Consider the following 24,232-nt stretch of genomic DNA (forward strand, 5'->3'; position numbering starts at 1 on the left):
TCGACATGATCCAAGCCGCAGCCAAACGGCTGCGCGGCAAGGCGCGGCGCACGCCGTTGCTGTCTTCGCCGTTCTTGGATGAAGTCGCAGGGCGGCGGGTGTTTGTGAAACCCGAATGCCTGCAACACACCGGGTCATTCAAATTTCGCGGCGCATGGTCGGCGGTGTCGGCCCTGCCCGAAGATGTACGCGCCAAAGGTGTAATCGCGTTTTCATCGGGCAACCACGCCCAAGGCGTTGCCTACGCGGCGCGCGAACATGGCGTTCCGTCGGTGATCATCATGCCATCGGACGCGCCAAAACTGAAAATCAACAACACCCGCGCCCTAGGGGCCGAGGTCGTGCTTTATGATCGGGCCCATGAAGACCGCGATGCCATCGGGGCAAAACTTGCCGCCGAACGCGGCCTGACGCTGATCAAACCTTTCGACGAACCGCAGGTGATCGCCGGTCAAGGCACCACAGGGTTAGAGATTGCCGAAGACGCCGCCGCCCTTGGCGTCGAAAACACCGATGTGCTGATCTGTTGCGGTGGCGGCGGTCTGACGTCAGGCATCGCACTGGCCTTAGAGGCGAAGGCCCCCACCCTGCGCCCCCGCCCTGTTGAGCCTGTGGGGTTCGACGATGTCGCACGATCCCTCAAATCCGGGCAGATCGAACACAACACGCAACTGACGGGTAATATCTGCGATGCGGTGATCTCTCCCCAACCGGGCAAGATTACCTTTCCGATCATGTACCGCCTTTGCGGGCCGGGCCTATTGGTGACGGAAGAAGACGCCAAACGCGCCATGGCTGCCGCCTTTTCCCGGCTGAAACTGGTGCTGGAACCCGGCGGCGCGGTCGCTTTGGCGGCTGCTTTGTACCATGGTGATAAAATCGAAGGCGACACAGTGATCGCCGTCGCCTCGGGCGGCAATGTAGATGCAGAAATGTTCAGAACCGCCTTGGCGGAATACGGAGACGGCGCATGACCGAATTCACGATTTCCAGTTTTAATGTCAAAAACCTGATTGGGGCCGAAAAGGAATATTACCGGTTCGAAGAATACACCCCCGAAGAATTCGCATGGAAACAGGATTGGCTGGCCGATCAGGTCATGACGATGGACGCCGATATCGTCGGGTTTCAGGAAATCTTCGAAGAAGAGGCCCTGCGCGAAGTCATCGCCGAAGCTGACGTACGCGGGATTGCCTCGAACGAGGCAAGCGTGCCGGACCGTTCCAAACGCTATGCCCGCAAGGCGATCTTTCGCAAGCTGGCCTATGCCCCCTACAGCGACGCCGCGCTTGCCTTTGCACCGAACCTGTCAGACAGCGGCCCCGGCGAACGCCGCCCGGGTCTGGCGATCCTGTCGCGGTTCGGGTTTTCGTCAGAGCCAGAGGTGATCCAACAGCTTGATCCACCGTTGCAGATCCCGTTCCACCATCTGGGCGGCGGCGGCGCGGGCAATTACACCGTCAAACGCCTGTCGCGCCCGCTGTTGAAAGTGCGTATCCCGGTGGGTGGGCGCGTGATTACCGTGTTCAACTGCCACCTGAAATCAAAGCTGGGCGAATTCATCCGCCCCCACGGCGAACGCTATTCGCCCGAGGTTGACCTGCTGCACTATGACCCCGAAGGGCGTGCCATGGGGTCGTTACGCGCCGGTTTGCGCCGCATGGCCGAAGCATGGGTTCTGCGCAAGCTGATCGTCGAAGAACTGAACCACGGGCACCCGGTCATGGTGCTGGGCGATTTCAACGACAGCGAAAACGCCGTATCGACCGAGATCATCACCGGAGAGGCCCCATTCCGCAACTATGCCTGGATGCGCCGTCACAACGCCGAAGCCGCCAATGACCGTTACTCCAAAGAAGAAGCCAAACAGATCAAGGAAAGCGTTGAGCGCGTCCGTCTGCATTCGGCCGAACGGCTGTTCGTGCGCAAGTCCCTGCGCGATATGGTCTATACCTCGGCCTTTGGGGGGGTGTTCGAAAGCATCGACCAGATCATGATGTCGCGCCACTTCCACCCCGATTATGAAAAGCGGATCGGCGAGATGGAGTATTTTTCGGTCTTCAACGATCACCTGACCGATGGGTCACACCCCGAAGCACCCTATAACAAGCTGGCATCGGATCACGGGCAGATCATGGCCCATTTCCGGATGAACGATCCAGACTAAGCCCCCTTTGGGGTACGAAAGGGAGAGGCTGTGGGCATTCGCTTTTTTTCGGACAAGGATCGCCCGGTTCACTTGGGCCCCTATCCGCTTGAGCGTTTGTCGCGCGTGCGAATGCCTGATCTGGGGAAAGTACCGGCGACTGCGCGGCTTGATTTTCATCGGCTGAACACGCCTCATTCGCTGGTCAACGCGATGGGCGACTATCAGGCGATGATGGATGCGATCCGCGATGGGTTGGTGAACAAATCCAAGGCAGCGATCCCCGACGACCCAAAGGCCCGCGCCGATCACCTTAAGGCGTTTGGGTACTTTTCCGATGCGTCGATGGTGGGCTGTTGCGCCATTCCGGGCGAAGCGTTTCTTGATACCCCCTATCGCAACCCGGGAATTGACGCACTGGCCCATGATTTGCGCACCCGCCAGACCAAAACGCTGGCATCGGGTATCGACATGATCATGGCCGATTTGAAAGAGTCGATGGAGGCGCCGCCGACTTCCTTGAATGGCCACACCTTCGCGATTGTCTTTCTTTATGAACACCACCGCCCGCCAGACGCTGACGAACCCGGCGCTGACTGGCTGACAGATGCGCAAGACCATCGCGCCTGTTTGCGGGCCACGGAAACGGCAACGGTGGTTGCGAACTACCTTCGTCTGCTGGGCTATCTGGCGCGCGCGCACACAGCCACGACGGCGGATGTTGACCTGAACCGTCTAACCGTCGCGGCCGGGCTGGCGACGGTTGAAAACGGGGAACTGGTCGCCCCCTATATCGGCACCGGGTTCGGCGTTGCCGTAGTCACGACCACCCTGCCCCTTGGCGTTGATGCGCCGCTGGCCCCCATGGGCGATCAGCCATGGTTCAAGACGAAAGGCCCCGCTTGGTGGCTGGGCGCGGGCTTTGCCAAGAATGCCCTGAACCGCGACCCGTATGCCAAACGCCGATACGTTGACGGCGCCCACCCGTTTGAGCGTTTGAAGCGTGTCGAAACCCCAACAACCTTCATCGACGAGCCCCGCGTGGCCCGCGTGCCAAAGCGGGCCGATATGTTCGCGCGGGCGCAATTCGGTGACATGGGCAAACCGCTTCAGGATGGTGCCAAGGGGGGCCATTACGCCCGCAAGGCCGCCCCGTCGATGGCGCAGCGCCGCGCGCTTGGCGCGTTTGTGCTGTTGCAGGACGGCCCGCCCGCCGACGGCCCCCGCCCCACGGATGCACAGCGCAATGCCGACAATGTCAAAGCGGCCAGTTATTTCCTTGGCGTTGATGCGGTCGGCATTTCCCGCTGTCCCGAATGGGCGTGGTATTCGCACGATGCGGCGGGGGACCCCATCGACCCACCCCATGATCAGGCCATCAGCATGATCATCGACCAAGGCTATGAAACGATGGAGGGCGCAAGCGGGGACGACTGGATCAGCGTCGCCCAATCGATGCGCGCCTATCTGCGGTTTTCCCTGCTGGGCGGCGTGATCGCCAAACAAATCCGCAACCTTGGCTATTCCGCCAAGGCCCATTCGGTGATGGACGGAGAGGTGCTGCAACCGCCCCTTCTGCTGCTAAGTGGACTCGGAGAGGTCAGCCGCATCGGAGAGGTAATCCTAAACCCCTACCTTGGTCCGCGCCTGAAATCCGGCGTGGTGACAACCGACATGCCGATGGCCCACGACAAACCCATCGATTTCGGCCTGCAACGGTTTTGCGAAAGCTGCAACAAATGCGCACGGGAATGCCCATCGGGGGCGATCACCGCCGGGCCGAAGCTGATGTTCAACGGCTATGAAATCTGGAAATCCGACAGTCAGAAATGCGCCACCTATCGCATCACCACCGAAGGCGGGGCGATGTGCGGGCGGTGCATGAAAACCTGCCCTTGGAATTTGGAAGGACTGTTCGCCGAGGCTCCGTTCCGTTGGGCGGCGATGAACATCCCCGCCGCCGCGCCGGTTCTGGCAAAGTTGGACGATGCGGTGGGCAACGGCGGGCTAAACGACACCAAGAAATGGTGGTGGGATCTGGAATTGCACGACGACGGCGCGTACCGCCCGACCGAAAAGCCCGTGAACCGGCGCGGGCTGCAACGCGATCTGGACCTGAAGTATCAGGATCAAACCCTTGCGGTTTATCCCGCGCCATTGGCCCCGCATCCGCGGCCCTATCCGTTCCCGATGGATCGCGAGGCCGGGATCGAAGCCTATCAGGCAATGATAACGGCCAAGGAATACAAGCTGCGGCTAGAGCGCGGTGAAATCGGGCACATTCACGAATACCGCGTGCCGGGCGACGCACCCGTCATTCGCGTTCAGGTGTCAAAGGTTCAGCCAATGACGCCGGATGTTACCAAATACGAATTCACCGCCTTGGATGGCGCGCCCTTGCCTGAATGGACCGCTGGGGCGCATTTGGACATCGTCGTCGCGCCGGAATACCTGCGCCAATATTCGATGTCGGGTGATCCAGCGGATCGCTCCAAATACCAGATCGGCGTCTTGCGCGAGGATGCGGGGCGCGGCGGATCAGCCCTTATGCATCGCATCTTCGCCGAAGGGCGTAAGGTTTTCATATCCAAGCCTATCAACCATTTCGAATTGAACGAGGCCGCGACCAAGACCTTCCTGATGGGCGGTGGCATCGGGATCACGCCGATGATCGCCTTTGCCCATCGCCTGCACGCCTTGGGTCAGGATTTTGAGCTGCACTATTCCGCCAGCCACAAAGCCGCCGCTGGATATCTGGATGAACTGGCGAATGCGCCATGGTCGGATCGGGTTAGCCTGCACTTTTCCGATCAAAACTCCCGCGCAGATCTGGATGCGGTGTTGGCCGCGTATCAACCCGGCTGGCACGTTTATACCTGTGGGCCAGATCGTTACATGAAGGGTGTCACAGAGGCCGCGACCCGCCAAGGTTTCCCCGAGGATGCGCAGCACCTTGAATATTTCAACGTCCCCGAACAGCCCGAATACGAAAACCACCCTTTCACCCTGCGCCTTAAACGGTCGGGGCACGAATTCCACGTGCCCGCGGATAAGTCAGCAACCGACGTGTTGGCCGAAAACGGGGTGCATGTGGATGTGAAATGCAGCGATGGCATTTGTGGGGTGTGCAAATGCGGGCTTGTTTCTGGCAAGGTCGAACACCGCGATTTTGTTCTGTCCAAACCGCAGCGCGAACACGAAATCATCCTGTGCCAATCCCGCGCCGCGCAGGAGGGCGGCGTGGTCGAGGTCGATCTTTAGAACGCGGCCTGCAGGATCACGGTCAGTTCCTCCGCCGACAATGCAACCGGGTTGCCCTTCATGGACGACGACGCGCCTGATGCTTCGGCTATGGCGCGTAAATCTGCGCGCTGAACGCCCATTTGCCCCAGCGAGGGCAAACCCGCCTGCGCTGACCAGTCGGCCAACACGGCAACCGCATCTGCCATATCCGCATCAAACGCCGCGCCAATCCACGCGGTGACTTCGGCCAAACGTTCGGCGCTTTGACCATGCGCGCGGGCGGTGTTTGCCGACAGGACATGGGGCAACAACACGCCGCAAACCGCGCCATGCGCCGCAGGGGCCATCCCGCCGATCACGCCTGCCAAACCATGCACCGCACCAAGCCCGGAATTCGCCAACGCCAGACCCCCACATAAGCTGACCCAAGACAGGTCATCGCGGGCGGTGGGGTCTTCGGCTTCCATCAACTTGCGCAAAGCACGCAGCCCTTGGGGAATGGCATCCCGGCACAGCGCGTCCGTCAGCCGGTTCGCCTTGGTCGAGACATAAGGTTCAATCACCTGCGTTACCGCATCCAGCCCACTGGCCAGTGTGATTGCACGGGGGCATCCATCCGTCAGCGCCGGATCGACGATCGCCAGATCGGGCAGCATCCGGTTGTCACGAAGGGAAACCTTGCGCCGGACTTCTGGCACGCCAATCACAGCGTTCTTTGTCACCTCGGCCCCGGTGCCGGATGTTGTTGGCATCGCGACGAACGGCAATGGCGCGGCTTCAAGGGGCATCCCTTTGCCGACCACCTCCAGATGGTCCAGCATGGGGCGTGTGGCAGGTGCAAGGGCGGCAATCGCCTTACCCGCGTCAATCACCGCGCCACCACCAAGAGAGACAACCGCGCCGACAGCGGCCTCTTTCGCCGCCGAAACGCCCGCTTCGATCAGGGCCATGTCTGGTTCGCTGGCACAGGCAAAGCTGGTGACAGAAACGCCTTCGGCGACCAACGCGTCGCGCAGCCATGCGGCCCGCGCGCCCGATGCGCCATGTACCAACAAAACCCGCCCCGCCATTCCGGCCAACCGCTTGGCAGCCTCGCCCGCCGTTCCACGGCCAAAGCGAATTTCCTGAGCGGTCAGAAACGAAAAGGCGGGGTGGGTCATTTTTTAGACGTCCAGATCAGCAACCAACCGCACGGCATGCGCGGCCTCTGCGCCCTTCTTTACGAAATGCGCGTGGTAAAAGCTTGTATGCTCTTCACTTGGTTGGAAATGGTGCGGCGTCAGAGAGACCGAGAATGTCGGAACCCCCGTCGCCATCTGCGCATCCATCAGGCCCGTCACGACAGCCTGCGCCACGAAATCATGGCGATAGATGCCGCCATCAACCACCAGCGCGGCGGCGACGATTGCGTCGAACTTTCCACTTTCGCCCAGCTTTTTCGCCAGCAGCGGCATTTCAAACGCGCCCGGCACATCATAGGCGGTGATTTCAACGGCACGCCCTGCGGATTTCATATCCGCCTCAAAACCCACAAGGGCCTGATCAACGATGTCGGAATGCCAACGCGCCTTAACAAAGGCGATCTTCAATGTGTCAGTCATAGGAACCTTCCCTTTAAGCAGCGACAAGGTCCCAGAGCGTCAAACGGCCATACACGGTCCGCTGACGCAAACCGCTTTGACCATCCTCTTCCATCCGGACTTTAACCGTCGGTCCCGGAATTTCACCGGCTCTGCTGACCCCTTACATCGGCAAGGGCGCTCGCGGACTATAACCGCCGGTGGGGAATTTCACCCCGCCCCGAGAACGGCTTGACCTAAAAGCAGTTCGCCCCCCTTGGCAATAGGCCAAAAGAGGCATGCGCAAAAAACGCTAAGTCAGTTCTGTGCGAACTCTTTGGACAGATCGTTCGCCGCGTCGATCAACAGGCCCAGATCAACGCCCACAGCGGTGAAAGTGGTGCCAATTTCGATGCAACGGCGGGCAAAATCGCGGTTCAGGGTCAGAATGCCCGCAGGCACGCCAATTTTCTTAAGCCGTGCAAAGGCACCTTCGATCGCGGCGACCACTTCGGGGTGGTTTGGGTTGCCGGGATGGCCAAGGCTGGCTGCCAGATCGGCGGGGCCGATGAACACGCCATCCACACCGTCAACCGACGCGATGTGTTCCAACGCATCCAACGACGCGCGGGTTTCTACTTGAACCAAAAGACACAGCTCTTTTTCCGCTTCGGTCGCATAGTTGTCGATTGTACCAAAGCGGCTGGCACGGGTCAGCCCAGCAACACCCCGAATACCTTTGGGTGGATACGACATTGCGCTAACGGCGGCCTCCGCTTCGGCCACCGATTGAACATAAGGGATAAGCAAAGTTTGCGCCCCAAGGTCCAACAGGCGCTTGATCAGAACAGGATCATTCGATGCCGGTCGCACAACAGCAGCACAGTCTGGATAGGCCGCCGCCGATTGAAGCGCGGGCAGAACGTCGATCACGTCCATCGCGGAATGTTCCGTGTCGATCAGCATCCAATCAAAACCACAAGTTGCCAACACTTCGGCCGTCGCGTTGCCCTGCAGCGAATTCCAAATCCCAATCTGCTGCTCGCCTGCTTTCAGTCGGGTTTTGAAACGGTTTTCGAGGTTTTTCATCGGATGTCCTTTTTGAATTCGCAGCGAAAAGACCATTCGCAGGCGACTCATATGCTAAAATATCTGAACGAGACTATCGCCAGCTTTTGCAAAAGCGCCACCCTGAATAAGACGGTGGGCCGAGCAATTAGGATTTAATCTAGCATGACCGTCTGTTCCGTCGCTGCGGATTGTTTGACCGCTTCGATCAAGCGCAGGGTTTTCAGCCCCTCTTCGCCCGATACCAACGGTTCTTCTTCGCCGCGAATGACCGCCGCAAACTGGCGGATCTGACGGATCAGGGGATCTTCAAACCCGAACGGGGTTTTGGTTGCGCTCAGCGGTTCGTGCCAGCCACGGCTTCCTTGGTTCTGCCAGATCGTCAAGTTAGGCAACGAAATGGAACCTCGTGTGCCCCCGATCATGTAACAGCTTTCGTTATGTGCCGGGTAAGCAGGGTTTTCACGCGCCGTCAGCTCCCAGCTCCATGGGGCAACGATGGTGTCGGACACGGTCATGGTTCCCAATGCGCCATTCGCGAACTTCAACAGAACCGCGGCGGTTTCTTCCACCTCGTTTCCGCGTATGGCGTTGCTTTCAAGCGCCTGCACACTTGTGACTTCACCACAGAGATAGCGCAGCAGATCAAGGTCGTGGATCATATTCAAAAACACCGGACCCGCGCCCTTTGCCCGCCGCCAGTCGACGTTGAAATAGTCATCCGGCTTAAAGAACCAGCACTGCCCATGCACCGCAGTGATTGTGCCAAGCTTGCCTTCATCGATCGCGGCGCGTGCGGTTTGAATAAGCGGGTTGTGGCGGCGATGATGGCCAACCAACAACGGCACTCCGGCAGCTTTGGCCGCATCAACCAACCGTTCAGCCTGGGCGACATCGGTGGCCAACGGCTTTTCGACAAGGGCCGGAATGCCGGCCGCCACGCATTCAAGGCCGTTGTCGACATGCACCTGATTTGGCGTGGCCAGCACGACGCCATCTGCAACTTTCGCATCAAGCATTTCTGACAAGCTGGCAAACCACGCGGTACCGCGTGCCGATGCCACCGCGCGCCCAGCATCCGAAGGGTCGACAATACAGGCCAACGTGGCCTCGGACACCGCATCAATCGCTTCGATGTGGCGTTTTCCGATCAGCCCGGCACCGGCGACCGCAATCCGGATCGGGGACGTCATGCTAACAGGCTGCCCATGCGGCGCATTGCCAGCGCATAACCTTCGACGCCCAAGCCCGCGATCACGCCATCCGCGCGCAAGCTGACATAGGAATGGTGGCGGAAGCTTTCCCGCTTGTGCACGTTCGAAATATGCACCTCAATCACGGCCCCCTCGAATGCGTTTAGGGCATCCAGAATGGCGACCGACGTATGGGTAAAAGCCGCCGGATTGATGATGATCCCCGCAGCTTTTTCCCGCGCTTCGTGGACCCAATCGATAATCTGGCCCTCGTGGTTGGATTGCATCAGCACGCAATCCAGCCCGAATTCGCCCGCAACCTTCCGGCAATTTGCCTCTACGTCTTCCAACGTGTCATGGCCATAGATTTCAGGCTGGCGCTTGCCCAGCAGGTTCAGGTTCGGGCCGTTTAGGATATAGACAGTTTTGCTCATGCTTCGGGTCCTTTGACTTGGCGGGGGCACTTTGGGTGCCGCTATTCGTGCAACGCTGCCGCAAGGCGCGTGGCAAGGTGGGTTCCGGTTCTTTCGATATGAATTCGCATCAGGTCGCAAGCCGCCTTCGTTTCGCCCGCCACGGCGGCGTGGGCGATGGCGCTGTGTTCGTCGGCGATGTTTCGGTTGTCAGAGTCCCCCGCGCTGAACATACGCAAATAGCGGTCGTTCAACCGGTGCAGGACAGAGCAGAAATTGATCAACAAAGGCATATCACAGCCTTTTACCAACTGAGCATGAAAGTGGGAATGCGCAGCGGCCCATTCAGCCCCGCCGTGGGGTGGGTCACCTTCGGCTATTGCTTTGTTCACGCGGTGCAACGCGGCCAGAACATCGCTTTCCCAATCCAGATCGGAATTCGCGATTGAAAGGCTCAGCGCCAGCGGCTCCATCTCTGACCTCAGCTTTGTGATCTCTTGCAGGCGTGTCATCGAAACGGGAATGATGCGATAGCCGCACTGGTCTTCGAATTCGACCAACCCATCGGCCACCAACCGGGAAACCGCTTCGCGCATTGGGGAAAGAGAGACCTGATACTGTTTGCGAAGCTGATCAAGGTTTAGCTTACTTCCGGGTTTCAGCTTGCCGCCCAAGATCGCCTCGCGCAGGTCCTCGGACACCCTGCTGGCGATCGTCGCCTTGCGGCCCGTCGGGTTTTTCTGGCCTTGGTCGCCCATATCACCGATCTTTCTTCGCGTCTGCGCCAAGTCTTGCGTCCAAAATCGATTATTTGCAAGATAGTCCCACAATCTTATCAAAGCGCCATCAGCCAAAGACTTTCGGGCATACGGCAAATCCCTTATGCATTAGTTGATGCCTATGACAGGACGACAAAAGCCAATGAATGACGCCGCCGCCTCAAACTCGATTGGTGACAACGCTTTTAACAACATTCGAAGTGACATCATCTTCGGGCGTCTGGACGCGGGCGCGAAACTGAAGCTGGACGCGTTAAAGGCGCGCTATGGCACCTCTGTGTCGACGTTGCGCGAAGCCCTAAGTCGGCTCACCAGCGAGGGTTTCATTGTCGCCGAAGGGCAGCGCGGCTTTTTCGTCAGCCCAATGTCAGAGCAGGATTTGCGCGAAATCTCTGATCTGCGCGTGCTGTTGGAAAGCCATGCGATGAAGCTGTCGTTCGAGGCAGGCGATACCGAATGGGAAGGCCGCGTGGTTGCTGCGCACCACAAACTAAGCCGCATGGAAACACGGATGGCCGCGGGCGACTTTACGGTGCGCGAAACGTGGAAGCGTTACGATTGGGAATTTCACCAGGCCCTTATTCTGGCCTGTGGATCCCAAGCGCTTCTTAAGTCGCACGGGACGGTGTTTGACAAATACCTGCGCTATCAAATGCGCAACCTGACCTATCGCGGCGAAATGGCCTCGCAGGAACACGGCGCGTTACTGGATGCCGCCTTGGCGCGGGACATTGATAAGGCGCAGGCGCTTTTGGCCGCGCATATCGAAGGTGGCATCGAACACAGCCTTCGGAACGCGCCCTAAACCCACGGACAACCCACACTGACACGGCTTCTTTCAGAAGAAACCGTAAGGCCAATTTGGCCCTGCGCTAAATAATCGATTATATATCACTTTGTCAGGCATAATAAAATTTCCCCCACACTTTAGGCTTCATCCATTGATCGAAATTTTGATCTATGCCAGAAAATAGCAGGATGCGTTTGTGAGTTACGCACATCCGACAGGATTCAAGGGAGGAAACCATGTCTATTAAACTTGCCCGCCGCACGCTTCTTGCGACTGCCGCCGCTGCTGTCGCAATGTCATTCGGCACCGCGTCATTCGCTGCCGACAAAATCAAGCTGCGCCTTTCCAGCGTTAGTTCCGATACGGATCAGCGCGCTGTCGCACTGATCGAAAAATTCGGCCCCGCCGTTTCCGAATTCGCAGAGTTCGAACCGCACTGGAACGGCACCTTGTTCAAACAAGGCACCGAGCTAGAGGCGATTGCGCGCGGTAACCTGGATATGTCGATCACCTCCGCTCAGGAATTGGCGGTGTTCTTCCCAGAGTTTTCGATCTTCACAGCTGGCTACGTACACCGCGATGCCGCACATCAGGTTGCCGTTTTCAACGATCCGTTGATGGATCCGTTCAAGAAAAAGGTCGAGGATGAGTTGGGCGTAAAGCTTCTTTCGATCATGTATCTGGGCCGCCGTCAGGTGAACCTACGTACCGACCAAGAGGTGAAAACCCCCGAAGATCTGGCTGGTGTGAACCTGCGTATGCCCGGCACAGACGCTTGGCAGTTCCTTGGCAAAGCACTGGGTGCGAACCCAACGCCAATGGCCTTCACCGAAGTCTATACCGCGTTGCAGACCGGTTCGGTTGACGGGCAAGACAACCCATTACCAACAGTGGTTGATGCCAAGTTCTACGAAGTTACCAAGCAAATCATCCTGACGTCGCACTTGGTTGACCTTAACTATATCGCGCTGTCCAAAGCTGTTTGGGACGACATGACCCCCGAACAACAAGCGGCTGTACAGGCTGCGGCTGACGAAGCAGCCGAATTCGGTCGCCAGAACCAGCTGCAAAAGGAACAGGACCTTGTGTCGTTCCTGCAAGAACAAGGTCTGAAAGTGTACGAACCTGATCTGGACGCATTCCGCGCCCGCGTTCAGGGCATGTACCTTGAATCCGACTTTGCGAAAGACTGGCCCGAGGGTCTTCTGGAAAAGATCAACGCACTTTAGTCTGATCACAAGCCGAGAGGCCTAACATGCAGCCGATGCTTCGTTGGCTAAATGCAAGGGCAGAGAATGTGGCGGCGGCAATGCTTGCCGCCATGTTCCTTACCTTCATTCTGCAAATATTTTCCCGTTATGTGATGTCCGCCCCACTTGGCTGGACGCTAGAGCTTTGCCTGACGCTGTGGATCTGGATCGTCTTCTGGGGCAACGCCTTTGTCGTGCGCCACAAGGATCACGTGACTTTCGACATCCTGTATCTATCCGTGCGCCCTGGCATACGCCGCATTTTCGCACTGATCTCAGCCGGGGCAATTGCCATCGGGCTGGGCGTGTCGTTGCTTCCCACTTGGGATTACATCGATTTCTTGAAAATCAAGAAAAGCGCCACGCTTAAAATCCCAATGCGCACGATCTTCAGCATCTACGCAATCTTCATCATTGCGGTGGTTATCCGCTATGCGTGGATGTTCGTGAATGTTCTGCGCAACGGGGCCGAAGACACTCATCATCATCTGGAGATCACGGACGAATGAGCCTTGAACTCTCGCTTTGCCTAATCACGCTGTTTTTCCTAGCAGGGATAGGCACGCCCATTGCTTTTTCGATCATCCTTGCCGCGATCGTGTATCTGGCCACCGCTGGCCAAGACATCGCGCTGGCGGGCGAACAGATCATGCAAGGGCTTTACGAAAGCTTTATCCTGTTGGCCGTGCCGCTGTTCATCGTGGCCGCCAATATCATGAACGCCGGAACGATTTCCGAACGGTTGTTGAACTTCTGTACCGCGGCGGTGGGCCGGTTCCGGGGCGGGCTGGGCCATGTGAACGTTGTGGCATCTCTTATCTTTTCAGGGATGTCCGGCTCGGCCGTGGCAGACGCTGCTGGGATCGGCAAAATCATCATTGAAATGATGACGAAAGAGGGCCGCTATCCCCCGGGATATGCCGCCGCGATCACCGCTGCATCTGCCACGATTGGGCCCATCATTCCGCCTTCTATTCCGATGGTACTTTATGCCTTGGTATCCAACAGTTCGATTGGCTACTTGTTCCTTGGCGGCATCCTTCCCGGTTTGGTTCTGGGCATCGTTCTGATGGCGATGAACTTTTATCTGGCCTCCAAGCGTGGCTATGCGCTGGAAGAGCCCGTGCCGCTGCGTGAACTGCCGCGTCACACCGCCAACGCCTTCCCTGCCCTGCTGATGCCCGCGATCCTGCTTTACGGCATCTATGGCGGCGTCACGACACCGACAGAGGCCGCCGCTGTTGCCGCCGCATATGCGCTGATCTTGGCGGCCGTGTTCTATCGCGCACTCAGCTTTCGGGGGCTGTACGAAATACTTGCCGAAAGCGCGCGGTCGTCTGCGGCTGTCGGGCTTGTCATCGGCGGCGCGCTGATCCTGAACTATATCGTTGCGTCCGAGAACATCCCGAACATGCTGGCCAGTTCTCTTACCGGGCTAGACGTGCATCCGCTGGTGTTTCTGCTTTCCGTGAACGTGTTGATCCTGCTGCTGGGCTGCGTTTTGGATGCGACGACCATCATCTTGGTTATCATTCCACTGTTCCTGCCAACCTGCCGTGACTTGGGCATTGACCTTGTCCACTTTGGCGTAGTGGCCGTTGTGAACTGCATGATCGGGCTAATCACGCCACCCTATGGGATCTTGTTGTTTGTCATCAACGCCGTCACCGACATCTCGCTGAGTGAGATCATCTCGGAGATTTGGGCATTCCTACTGGTGCTTATCGGCGCGCTTTTGTTGATGATCTTGGTGCCCGACATCGTTCTGTGGTTACCTCGACTGCTGGGATATCCGGGGTAAAACACTTCATATGAACAGAAAACGGGCCCTGCTTTCGCGGGGCCCGTTTTCGTTTCGCTTAGACCAACAGGAATTCGTCGCTGTCCAGACGTTCCAGTTCAATCGCGCCGATGTCGATGTCCAAGGTGCCGGTCACGCCGATCTTCACCTCGTCAAAAGATGTGTTACCGGCAAGGTCGTGTGAGACGGCGTTATCGACGATTTCCAGAACGGCTTCTTCGACCATCACACCGTCGGAATAGAATTCCAGCGTGATGTCGCCTTCGCCGCGAACGGTGTTGAATTCAAACTCAACCTCCAACGCATCGCCAAGGCCGCCTGCATCGTCCAGCTTGAAGGTGATGGTTTCTTCTTCATCCAGAAGATACGCCTCTCCATCCACACGGGGACTGTCGCCTGGGAAGGATGTCACACCCAGACCATCGCGCCATAGGTTCAAGAACTCTTTTGGCTTCGCCAGACCGTCATCCGCCGTGATGAAGATGCCGGATTCGGTGAAGTCATGCTCTTTGCTATAGTTGCGAACGCCCAGCGTGGCGGTCTCTACCCCATCCACGGTGTAGATCAGTTCGGCATGCGCAAACTCGTAATCGAGGTTGAAATCCAAACGAACCGTCGTGGTTGGATCATCCAGCGTTAGGCCAATCACCATCGGGTCATGGTCAGATGCTGCGTAGAAGTCATCGTTATAGAACGACGGATCCGAGAATGAAGAGTTGTAGTTCAGCAAATCAGGCTCGTCCGCGTTGATGTGCCATTCAGCAACTCCGGTGATGTTGTCGGACAGATCGCCACTGGCAAGCCCGTAATCCAACGTCCCGCGCTGACCGTCGAACACAAAGCTATACGCGCCTTCGCCCAGATATTCGGCCGCAAGATCGGTGTAGCCTTCGCCAACGATGGTCTGTACCGGGTCTTCTTTGGCGTAAGCGTTCAGATCGCCAAGGATAACAATGCTGGACGGATCAGAGGCACCAGTTGGGTTGCTGTCCAACCACGCCGTCAACTCGGATGCGGCATCGTCACGGACGCCGTTCCAGAAGCCTTGCCCATCACCGCTGTCATAGTTCGGATCGCTAGCCAACGCATCGATCAGCGCTTGATCGATGCCAGCGGCAACCGCATCTTCCAGCAGGTCTTCCAAACCGCTGTCGCCCTTCGATTTGAAGTGGTTGACGGCGATGGTCACCTCGCTGCCGTCCGCATCCACAAAGGTTGCGGCGACCGTTGGGCGGTTGCGATCAAAGTCACCAACCGGAGACGTGCCCGTCAGCGCCTGGATCTCTTCGACCAGCGCATAAGTTTCGGCGGCGGATTCTTCTTCGAAGACCAGAATGTCGGACCCGACAACCGATACTGCATCTACCTTGTAAATGATCCCGGTCGTGATCGCATCAGTCCCAACATAATCGACACCCGGATCGACAAAGGCGTAAACCTCGGCGCCGAGTTCTTCGTTCAGAGCATCGACAAGTGTTGCGATGGCGCTGTCTGGGCCGAAGCCATTGTTTTCAAGTTCTTGCAGGCCGATGATATCAGCGTCTAATTCGACCAATGCGGCGACGATCTTGGCTTCTTGGCGTTCGAAATCTTCGATGGTGGATGCCCCGCGTGGGTCAAGGTCACCGTTGGGGCCTGTCAGGCTGCCATCATCCAAGGTGGTGAAATAGTTCAGCACATTGAAGCTGGCCACTTTCAACTCTCCACCCACATCGGGCGCCGTATCTGGGCGCGCGCCTTCGTTGGTGCCTTCGACAGTTTCCAGCGGGCTGGCCACCTGAACGCGGTAATCGCCGAACCGTTCGTCCATCACCCCGGTGATAGAGGTCACCTCGGCCCCAAGGCGCAGCGTTGGCCCGTCTTCGGTGATTGGGTCGCCCACCTCTAGCGGGGTGCCATCGCCCGAGTCGATCAGGGTATAAATATCGGGGTTCTGCGTGGTGTTGCCATCATCAATGATCAACTGCGCGGCGGCGTTCGCCTCGATCAGCTCGGCGATTTCGGCCTGCTGCGTGTTGGGGTCATAGATCTGTGTTGGCTGGGTCAGGTTGCCTTCGGCGACGTTAACCTGGCCGAAGCGATCAAGGTTGAAGTTCGTCACGACAGTCAGCGGATCTTCAGAGGCGGACACCAGTTCAACCCGCATCCCTTCATAGGCTTCGAAATCCGCGCTCATCCCGATGTTGATGACCGTCGCCGTTGGAAGGGTGACGCCCGTCGCCAGCACCTGAGTGGCCGACACGTTGGTGATTTCAGTTAGGTCTTGGTATTCGTCAACCTCGCCGGTGACGCGCACCTGATCGCCAACCGCAACCGTCGCGCCGGGCGCATAGACAAAGATGCCTTCGGATGTGGCCGCATCGCCATCAGCGTCGGCGTCTTCTTCCTGAATGAAGTACCCCGAAATGCCACTGGACCCCACGATCGTTCCCACGACGACGCCTTCAATGGTCACTTCTTGGCCGTCCATCGCCGACGCATCGCCCGACCCCTGAATTTCGGAAATCAATGTGATCGAAAAGTCGTTGTCTTCCACTGCGACGTTCAGGTCACCAACCGCGATACCGTCATAATCGGCATCGGCGCTGGTTACGGTAAAGGTCAGGTCACCGAAATGCGGCGATGCTTCGTCCACCGCATCGTCAACGGCCTTCACGGTCAGCGTGACGGGCGTTGTGTCCGTGATGACAACCTCTGCCGTGGCGGCGAAACGCACGCCATCGGCGCTGAGCAGTGTTTGGCCGTCAGGCGCAGCGACTGTAATCGTCACTGGCGCGGTCGGCGCGGTGTTTAGTTCCAGTGTGAACGTGTCGGTGGTTTCACCTTCTTCGTTCACGTTCAGGCCGTCATCGGTGCGGGCAATCACCGCTGGCTGAACTGTGCCGCCCGAAGTGCCGACGATTTTGAAGTTATCCACGGCGAAATCTTCATCGCCCGAGTCCACGGAAACTGTCAGCGTCAGGTCAAGCGTGCTGCCCGTCCCTTCGATTTCAGCCGCAAAGTTGGCCATCGCGTCAGTCAGAGTTGCGCCATCGCCGATGCCGTCACCGTTCGTATCTTCGCGGAACACGCCGTTGAACGGGCCACTGGTGGACGAAAAATCAGCGCCGACAAACGACAGAACCGTCTGCGTTGGGCCGCCGTCGATGCTGGCTTCCAGCAGGATAAAGTCGCCTTCGTCGATATCACCGGGAGAGTCGAAGAACTCTGCAAAATCACCGGTGAAGGCAAGGTCCGTCAGGCCAGAAATATCAAGATCTTCCCACGTCACGGTGATCGGCACACTGGCGCCTTCGCCGTCAAGGTCCATGCCTGCAAGGTAAGAACCTGTGGTGCCCACATAGGGCTGCAAACCGCTGGGCGCAGCATCCCCGCCAAAGTCACCGCCCCCTGCACCATCGGTGATGCCGAAGTAATCAAACCCACCGTCCGAAAAGAACCCCGCGCTGGTTGTGAAACCCGCCGCATCGTCAAATGTTTCGTCCAGCACGGTCACGGCCACTGGCGCGGCGGTGCCCGTCACCGTGATATCGTCGAACGCGATATCTTCGTCGCCGGCAGTCAGGTTTTCGACGGTGATCCGCAGGTCAAGCGTCGCCCCGGTGGCCGCGATGTCAGCGATGAACTGGCTGAAGCTGTCGGTCAGCATAGGGCCATCGGCGATTCCGTCGAAATCTGTATCCAACCCAGGTTCAGAGTTCGTAATGCCGCCAGACGCGAATTGCAGAACCTTAAAGTATCCGCCACCGTCGATCTGGGCTTCGATATAGACAAGCGAGTCTGCGTCCCAATCCTGATTGGTGCCGTCATCGTCTTCGGCAAACAGGCCCGAAATCTGAATATCGGTGTAACCTGAAATATCGATGTCATTGATCGAAACGGTAACCGTGGTGGCAAAAGGTGGTTCGCCGTCTGTATCCATCACCGCGAAATAGGATGCGCCGGATTGGCCCGTCACGCTGTAAAAGCTGCCGATGTTGGTACCATCTGTGCGGGTGAAAAAATCACCGCTACCATCGGTAAATTCTGGCACTGACGTTACATATCGCGTCCCGTTGCCGTCTGTTTCGAAATCCTCGCGGAAGATAATTGACATTGTACAGCCCCCTGAATCAATGAAATCCGTTTCGCCCAAGCGATCCCGGATGATGTCGCAATTCTTTGTAAGAAGATTGCGACAGCCAAAAGAAATATCCCATTACCTTGCGGCAATTTGGACTGTTTGGTCAAATGAGAAGCATCTTGCTCGCGAAAGAAGGTTTTCGAACATGTCGGTCGTTTCGCCCTAGGCATCTCAATTGATTAACTGAATTTTAACGAGAACGTTTTTAGGTGAATTGTCTCCAACACATTGCGTGATGGGAACCGGCACCCCGCAACGCCATTATCAGCTGGCTATTTAAGGAGCGTTTCGCCTTGCGCATTTCACCCGTGTTGTTGTGCGGCGGATCTGGAACGCGGCTTTGGCCGCTTTCTCGCAAAAGCTATCCCAAACAGTTTTCGCGCCTGTTGGGCGACGAAACGTTGTTTCAAGCAGCGGCTCGTCGGCTTACCAGCACGGTCAATGACCTTAGCTTTGCCGCCCCCACGGTTCTAACCAATTCAGACTTTCGGTTTATCGTCACCGAACAACTGTCTGAAATCGGCATAGACCCCGGCGCGATCTTAATCGAACCCCTTGCGCGCAACACCGCCCCGGCGGTTTTGGCCGCAGCGTTTCACCTTGTGGCACAGGACGAAGATGCAATCATGCTTGTCGCGCCGTCCGACCATGTTGTCCCTGATAAAGAGACCTTCCACGCGGCAATAAAATCGGGCCTCGAGGCTGTTGAAGCCGGGCAACTGGTCACGTTCGGTATTACGCCGGATCGGCCCGAAACGGGATACGGCTATCTTGATCTGGTGGCAAAGCCCGACGGCTCTGGCAAGCCCATAAAACTAAACCGCTTTGTAGAAAAACCAGCCGCCGCAGACGCCGTTGCCATGCTGTCGGCAGGGCGGTTTCTTTGGAACGCAGGCATATTCCTTTTCGCCGCAAAAGATATCATCGCGGCCTTCGAAACCCACGCGCCCGACATGATCGCACCAGTAAAGGCCGCACTGGACGAAGCCACCCCCGACCTTGGCTTCTTGCGCTTAGCCCCCGCCCCTTGGGAGGTGATCGAGGATGACTCCGTCGACTACGCCGTCATGGAAAAGGCGCGAAACCTGTCCGTCGTGCCATTTACCGGCGCGTGGTCTGATCTGGGCGGCTGGGACGCGGTCTGGCGCGAGATGGGGCCAGACATTGATGGCGTCGCAACCGCAGGCGAGGCGACGGCGATCCACTGCAAAGATACGCTGTTACGTTCGGAAACGGACAGCCAGCAAATCGTTGGAATCGGGTTAGAAAATATCATGGCCGTCGCGATGCCAGACGCGGTTTTGGTGGCGGACATGTCGCGCGCCCAAGACGTGAAAATGGCGGTCGCGGCACTGAAGGCAAAAGGCGCGGCCCAAGCGCAGCATTTCCCACGTGATCACCGCCCTTGGGGGTGGTTTGAAAGCCTTGTGCTGGGCGACCGCTTTCACGTCAAACGTATCGTCGTGCATCCCGGTGCCTCCCTTAGCCTGCAAAGCCATTTTCATCGCGCCGAGCATTGGGTGGTTGTCCAAGGCACAGCGCGGGTCACCGTGGACGGCAACGTCAAACTCGTCGCGGAAAACCAATCCATCTACATCCCGCTTGGCGCTAAGCATCGGATGGAGAACCCGGGCAAGGTACCCATTATTTTGATCGAGGTTCAAACCGGTGCCTATTTTGGGGACGACGATATCGTGCGCCACGAAGACGCCTATGCACGCATTTGAACGGCTGCCGCCAAGAGTTTGCGCACACAGCACGAATGACGATACGATAGGGAAACCCCTCTCTGAGGCCGCATTCCATGGCACCCTCCATCGCACTGATCATTCCGGTTTATAATGGTGGCGACGTTTTCAAAGAATGCGTCAAGGCGATCAATGCGCAGACCTTTGATTTCACGCAGAAAATCGTCATTGATTCCTCTTCCACAGATGGTTCCGGCGACGTGGCGCGTGCGAACGGATTTGACGTAATCACAATCCCTAAATCCACGTTCGACCACGGCGGCGCGCGTAACACGGCCCTAAAATCGGTCGACGCGGATATCGTTGTGATGATGACCCAAGATGCGATCTTGGACCGGGCCGACTCTGTCGCTCAGTTGACGTCCGCCCTGATGCAAGAAGGCGTCGTGGCGGCGTTTGGTCGGCAGCTTCCGCATAATGATGCTGATCCGCTTGCGCAGTTCACCCGCTCTCAAAACTATCCCCCGGCCAGCTATGTTACCGCAAAGGATGACAGTCACCCGGCAGGCTTCAGAAAGTGTTTTTTGTCGAACTCCTTTGCGGCCTATCGCGTCCCGGCTCTCCAAGAAATTGGCGGTTTCCCAGAACGGCTGATCATGGGCGAAGACAGCTATGCGGCCGCTTGCTTCCTGAATCGCGGAATGAAGGTGGCCTATGTTGCAGAGGCGACAGTGCGCCATTCACACAACTATTCGATTGCTGAAGAATTCCAGCGGTATTTTGACATAGGTGTCTTCCACACCTCGCAACACTGGATGCTGGATGACTTTGGCACAGTGCATGGCGAAGGCCGGAAATTCGCGATGGCGCAGATTAGGTATCTATGGGCCAACGGCACGCCGTTCCTGATCCCTAAATCTATCGCGGCCTCTGCGTCCAAATTGATCGGATACAAACTTGGCCGTAAGCACGATCAGTTGGGTGCGCGGCTGTCGCGCCGGTTGGCGATGCAGAAAGAGTATTTTCGGGGTTCTTAGCGCCCAAGCCAATGCTGTTAGGCTTGGATTAACCAGTCATAGAGAAGGCTGGGTTCGTAAGCTTGGGGCGGAAATCGCCAAGGGGCGGCGTCACTTACCCGTACGAAGAAGCACGGTCTTGGCAGTCTTGCCAATCACCATCAGGTCGTAACCCAAGGAACGCTGGCGGATATAGTCCGCATCCATACGCACGCGCTTGGCATAGCTTACCTCGTTGCGGCCAGACACCTGCCATAGGCCGGTAACGCCGGGTTTGGTCGCGAAATAGGCCCACTGGAACCCTTCGTACCGCGCAAGCTCGTCCTTGACGACGGGGCGTGGTCCAACAAGGCTCATTTCGCCGCGCAATACGTTCCAAATCTGTGGAAGTTCATCCAGACCGGTTTCACGCAAGAAATTGCCCATCGGCATAATGCGCGGATCATCCGTTAGCTTATAGTCCTGGACCCATTCTTTTGCGGCCTCTGGATTAGCGGCAAGATGTGCACTCAGACGCTCTTCTGCGTCCACTGCCATCGTCCGGACCTTCCAGCACTTAAACTCTCGTCCAGATTGGCCGATCCGTTTGTGGCCAAAGAAGCCAGGCCCGCCGTCACGCTTCGTGATGATCCAGAGTGTCGCGATAATTGGAAGAAGAAGCGGGAGCAGCATCAGCGCCAAGGAAACGTCAAACACACGCTTTCCAACGCGAACATAAAGGTTGTCTTGAGCCGGAGAGGTAACCGCTGCATCGAGACTGGAAGCGTCGAATGTAAACACAGTATCTTTCACAACGTCCCTCAAACACTACACGTCAAAGTTGCACCTGACGCTCTCACTACCTAAATGCGCGAATACTTCGACACTCGATTACTTCGAGATACGTTGATTATCTGCGCGAGTCGAGAGTGATAAACTCTCTCTTCTCAAAACATGCGTATATTCGCTCATGACCAAAAGTTTTATGACGCTCTCTTAAGGATACTTAGAAACATCGTCCTGCCACTTTATGATCTGAACGCAATTCATAATTCACACGATTTCAGAGCAATGGTTACCACTGTGAGAAACCCTGCCCGCTCAAAGGAAACCCTTTTTCACAGACACTTTCATCACACAAGGCAGGTATTCCCTACCCCCGGCATTACCACGTCTATTGGATGTGAATTGGAAACCGAGCGAGCAAGGTCGCTCGGTTTCGATCAGAAATCAGCTTATCTTAGAAGCTAACGTCTAGAGTCGCAGTCGTCGAACCAGTCGAAGAGCCGCCAGTCGTCGCAGCAACAACAACCAGCAGAGCGCCGGCTGCTACTGGCAGCGCGGACAGCGCGAACGCTGGAAGAGACTGTGTAGATGGGATAACCAGTGTTTCGCCAGTAGCAGCTGTATCAGCGAATGCTGGGGCTACGGAACCGGCTAGAGCTGCCGCAAGGGCAAGTGTACGCAATTTCATGTTTTTACTCCTAAGAACTACTCTTGCTGATTCTATAGCACCAAATCGCGATGAAAATACAGGCTAAGATTGAAACATTTTTCCCCGTGCAATATTCCGCACAAAATTCGGTCAATATTTTCGAAAATTCCTTCAAAACTTGCTAGTACTTAAGGGGCATTGCTACATCGTGCCCCCAAACCGCCAATGCCCCCGGGATGCCGCGATGCTGAGCATTCAACGGTTCGGCTCTGCCCTTCCGACGTAGGTTTTCTGATTCTCTCAGGGATTGGCGGCGCAGCGGCCGCACGTTATGCCTTTGGCGCCAACGCCCCAAATAAGAGTTTACAAGTGAACAAACTAAGCTGTTTCAAGAGTTACGACGTGCGCGGCCAACTGGGCATCAACTTTGATGAGCCGATCGCCTATCGGATTGGCCGAGGCTTTGCGCGGGCGATGGAACCGGGAACTGTCGTCGTGGGGCGCGACAGCCGCGCCAGTAGCGAAACCTTGATGGCGGCGCTCATCGATGGGTTGCGTGACGAAGGCGTGGATGTGATCGACTTGGGCCTGTGCGGGACCGAAGAAGTGTATTTTGCCACGACACATTTCGCGACCGGCGGGGGGTTGACAGTGACCGCGTCGCATAACCCAATCAACTTTAACGGGATCAAGATGGTGCAAGAAGGTTCGCGCCCGATTTCGCAAGAAGACGGGCTTAGGGCGATACATGATCTTGCCGCAGCAGATTCATTCGGCCCGGCAAAGTCGCAGCGCGGCAAGCACCGCACCGAAAACCCGCGCGAGGCTTACGCGGCGCGGGTTTTGTCATTTGCTGATGGTCAGTCGTTAAGGCCGCTCAGAATTCTGGTGAACGCAGGCAACGGCGCGGCGGGGCCGACGTTTGACGCCATTGCGAAACAGCTTGAAAAGACCAAAGCCCCGCTTGAATTCATCAGGATGCACCACACACCTGATGGCAGTTTCCCAAACGGGATCCCCAATCCGCTGCTTCTTGAAAACCAACCCGTCACCAGCACCGCCGTGCTGGAGCACAAAGCAGACTTGGGTGTCGCCTGGGACGGAGATTTTGATCGTTGCTTCTTGTTCGACGAAAAGGGCGCTTTCGTAGACGGGGAATATATAGTGGGGCTATTGGCGGCTGCCTTTTTGCGCAAAGAACCCGGCGCCAAGATCGTACATGATCCGCGGGTGCTGTGGAACACGCGCAGCGTTGTGTCGGCGGGTGGTGGGCAGGCCGTCGCGTCTAAGACCGGGCACGCATTCATGAAACAGACGATGCGCACCGTTGATGCCGTCTATGGCGGAGAGATGTCGGCGCACCACTATTTCCGCAACTTCATGTATTGCGACAGTGGGATGATCCCATGGTTGTTGGTGGCCGAGCATATGTCGACAACCGGCCAACCGCTTTCCGCGCTGATCGCGCAAATGCGCGATGACTTTCCGTCGTCAGGAGAAATAAACTTTCGCGTTGATGATCCTGCGGCCGCAATCGGTGCCGTCGAAACATGCTTTGCCGCCAAGGCGAAGACCGTTGATCACCTTGATGGTCTAAGCATGGAGTTTGACGGCTGGCGGCTGAACCTGCGAAAATCAAACACCGAAGCGCTTTTGAGGCTGAATGTTGAAACCGCCGGGGACACTGCGCTTCTGAAGGAAAAGGTCGGCGAACTCAGCGCGATCATAGACCGCGCCGGGTGACCGCCG

General features: G+C 57.2%; 19 protein-coding genes and 1 riboswitch. Of the genes, 10 read left to right on the plus strand and 9 right to left on the minus strand.

What is annotated here, in order from left to right; translation table 11 throughout:
* The first annotated feature begins 5 nt into the window (after positions 1 to 5).
* The 3 genes from COL8621_RS12820 to COL8621_RS12830 are packed head-to-tail and all read left to right on the plus strand — an operon-like array spanning position 6 to position 5,407.
* Positions 6 to 974 carry a threonine ammonia-lyase gene (locus COL8621_RS12820; RefSeq protein WP_093968573.1) on the plus strand — a complete coding sequence of 323 codons (969 nt, stop codon included), beginning with the start codon at positions 6 to 8 and terminating at the stop codon, positions 972 to 974.
* The gene (locus COL8621_RS12825; protein WP_093967728.1) at positions 971 to 2,167 is read left to right on the plus strand and encodes an endonuclease/exonuclease/phosphatase family protein; all 1,197 of its coding nucleotides are present in this window, start codon (positions 971 to 973) and stop codon (positions 2,165 to 2,167) included. Before COL8621_RS12820 ends, COL8621_RS12825 begins: the two co-directional genes overlap by 4 nt.
* Positions 2,168 to 2,197: 30 nt before the next feature.
* A complete protein-coding gene (locus COL8621_RS12830) occupies positions 2,198 to 5,407 on the plus strand; it encodes a reductive dehalogenase (protein ID WP_093967729.1) in 3,210 nt (1,069 codons plus the stop codon).
* Here COL8621_RS12830 and COL8621_RS12835 read toward each other — a convergent pair.
* The 6 genes from COL8621_RS12835 to COL8621_RS12860 all read right to left on the minus strand — a co-directional run bounded on the left by COL8621_RS12835 (position 5,404) and on the right by COL8621_RS12860 (position 10,380).
* The gene (locus tag COL8621_RS12835) at positions 5,404 to 6,549 is read right to left on the minus strand and encodes an iron-containing alcohol dehydrogenase (RefSeq protein ID WP_093967730.1); all 1,146 of its coding nucleotides are present in this window, start codon (positions 6,547 to 6,549) and stop codon (positions 5,404 to 5,406) included. The two genes, COL8621_RS12830 and COL8621_RS12835, sit on opposite strands and share 4 nt — an antisense overlap.
* A gap of 3 nt (positions 6,550 to 6,552) precedes the next feature.
* Positions 6,553 to 6,990 (minus strand): 6,7-dimethyl-8-ribityllumazine synthase, encoded by a 438-nt coding sequence (locus COL8621_RS12840; protein ID WP_093967731.1) that lies wholly within the window; start codon positions 6,988 to 6,990, stop codon positions 6,553 to 6,555.
* A gap of 78 nt (positions 6,991 to 7,068) precedes the next feature.
* A riboswitch (FMN riboswitch) is annotated at positions 7,069 to 7,201 on the minus strand.
* A gap of 65 nt (positions 7,202 to 7,266) precedes the next feature.
* The gene (locus COL8621_RS12845; RefSeq protein WP_093968574.1) at positions 7,267 to 8,037 is read right to left on the minus strand and encodes an aldolase/citrate lyase family protein; all 771 of its coding nucleotides are present in this window, start codon (positions 8,035 to 8,037) and stop codon (positions 7,267 to 7,269) included.
* 134 nt (positions 8,038 to 8,171) lie between these two features.
* Complete coding sequence (locus COL8621_RS12850) at positions 8,172 to 9,209, minus strand: Gfo/Idh/MocA family protein (protein WP_093967732.1); 1,038 nt, start codon at positions 9,207 to 9,209, stop codon at positions 8,172 to 8,174.
* A complete protein-coding gene (gene aroQ, locus COL8621_RS12855) occupies positions 9,206 to 9,643 on the minus strand; it encodes a type II 3-dehydroquinate dehydratase (protein WP_093967733.1) in 438 nt (145 codons plus the stop codon). Before aroQ ends, COL8621_RS12850 begins: the two co-directional genes overlap by 4 nt.
* Before the next feature lie 41 nt (positions 9,644 to 9,684).
* Positions 9,685 to 10,380 (minus strand): GntR family transcriptional regulator, encoded by a 696-nt coding sequence (locus COL8621_RS12860; RefSeq protein WP_093968575.1) that lies wholly within the window; start codon positions 10,378 to 10,380, stop codon positions 9,685 to 9,687.
* A 163-nt stretch (positions 10,381 to 10,543) separates the two neighbouring features.
* On the opposite strand from COL8621_RS12860, the gene COL8621_RS12865 reads away from it, so the two are divergent.
* The 4 genes from COL8621_RS12865 (at position 10,544) to COL8621_RS12880 (ending at position 14,242) form a co-directional block, all read left to right on the plus strand.
* Positions 10,544 to 11,206, plus strand: a complete 663-nt coding sequence (locus COL8621_RS12865) for a GntR family transcriptional regulator (RefSeq protein WP_235823867.1) — start codon at positions 10,544 to 10,546, stop codon at positions 11,204 to 11,206.
* Between the two features lie 221 nt (positions 11,207 to 11,427).
* Complete coding sequence (dctP, locus tag COL8621_RS12870; protein ID WP_093967734.1) at positions 11,428 to 12,420, plus strand: TRAP transporter substrate-binding protein DctP; 993 nt, start codon at positions 11,428 to 11,430, stop codon at positions 12,418 to 12,420.
* Between the two features lie 26 nt (positions 12,421 to 12,446).
* Complete coding sequence (locus COL8621_RS12875) at positions 12,447 to 12,950, plus strand: TRAP transporter small permease (RefSeq protein WP_093967735.1); 504 nt, start codon at positions 12,447 to 12,449, stop codon at positions 12,948 to 12,950.
* Entirely contained in the window at positions 12,947 to 14,242 is a 1,296-nt protein-coding gene (locus tag COL8621_RS12880) for a TRAP transporter large permease (protein WP_093967736.1), read from the plus strand. The genes COL8621_RS12875 and COL8621_RS12880 overlap by 4 nt, the downstream gene beginning before the upstream one ends.
* Before the next feature lie 58 nt (positions 14,243 to 14,300).
* Here COL8621_RS12880 and COL8621_RS12885 read toward each other — a convergent pair whose 3' ends face one another.
* The gene (locus tag COL8621_RS12885) at positions 14,301 to 18,338 is read right to left on the minus strand and encodes an ExeM/NucH family extracellular endonuclease (RefSeq protein WP_093967737.1); all 4,038 of its coding nucleotides are present in this window, start codon (positions 18,336 to 18,338) and stop codon (positions 14,301 to 14,303) included.
* A 320-nt stretch (positions 18,339 to 18,658) separates the two neighbouring features.
* Between COL8621_RS12885 and COL8621_RS12890 the strand changes: the two genes are divergently transcribed.
* Both COL8621_RS12890 and COL8621_RS12895 read left to right on the plus strand, forming a co-directional pair.
* Entirely contained in the window at positions 18,659 to 20,092 is a 1,434-nt protein-coding gene (locus COL8621_RS12890; RefSeq protein WP_093967738.1) for a mannose-1-phosphate guanylyltransferase/mannose-6-phosphate isomerase, read from the plus strand.
* A 77-nt stretch (positions 20,093 to 20,169) separates the two neighbouring features.
* Positions 20,170 to 21,090, plus strand: a complete 921-nt coding sequence (locus COL8621_RS12895) for a glycosyltransferase family 2 protein (RefSeq protein WP_093967739.1) — start codon at positions 20,170 to 20,172, stop codon at positions 21,088 to 21,090.
* Positions 21,091 to 21,180: 90 nt separating this feature from the next.
* On the opposite strand, the gene COL8621_RS12900 is transcribed toward COL8621_RS12895, so the two are convergent.
* Together COL8621_RS12900 and COL8621_RS19030 are read right to left on the minus strand one after the other, a co-directional pair.
* A complete protein-coding gene (locus tag COL8621_RS12900) occupies positions 21,181 to 21,861 on the minus strand; it encodes a sugar transferase (RefSeq protein WP_235823868.1) in 681 nt (226 codons plus the stop codon).
* Positions 21,862 to 22,288: 427 nt separating this feature from the next.
* Positions 22,289 to 22,522, minus strand: coding sequence for a hypothetical protein (locus COL8621_RS19030; protein WP_141137888.1), 234 nt, complete (start codon positions 22,520 to 22,522; stop codon positions 22,289 to 22,291).
* Positions 22,523 to 22,852: 330 nt separating this feature from the next.
* Between COL8621_RS19030 and COL8621_RS12905 the strand changes: the two genes are divergently transcribed.
* Positions 22,853 to 24,226 (plus strand): phosphohexomutase domain-containing protein, encoded by a 1,374-nt coding sequence (locus tag COL8621_RS12905; protein WP_093967740.1) that lies wholly within the window; start codon positions 22,853 to 22,855, stop codon positions 24,224 to 24,226.
* The last annotated feature ends 6 nt before the right edge of the window (positions 24,227 to 24,232 follow it).

This window comes from Actibacterium lipolyticum (genome assembly GCF_900184935.1).
GTDB lineage: Bacteria > Pseudomonadota > Alphaproteobacteria > Rhodobacterales > Rhodobacteraceae > Actibacterium_A > Actibacterium_A lipolyticum.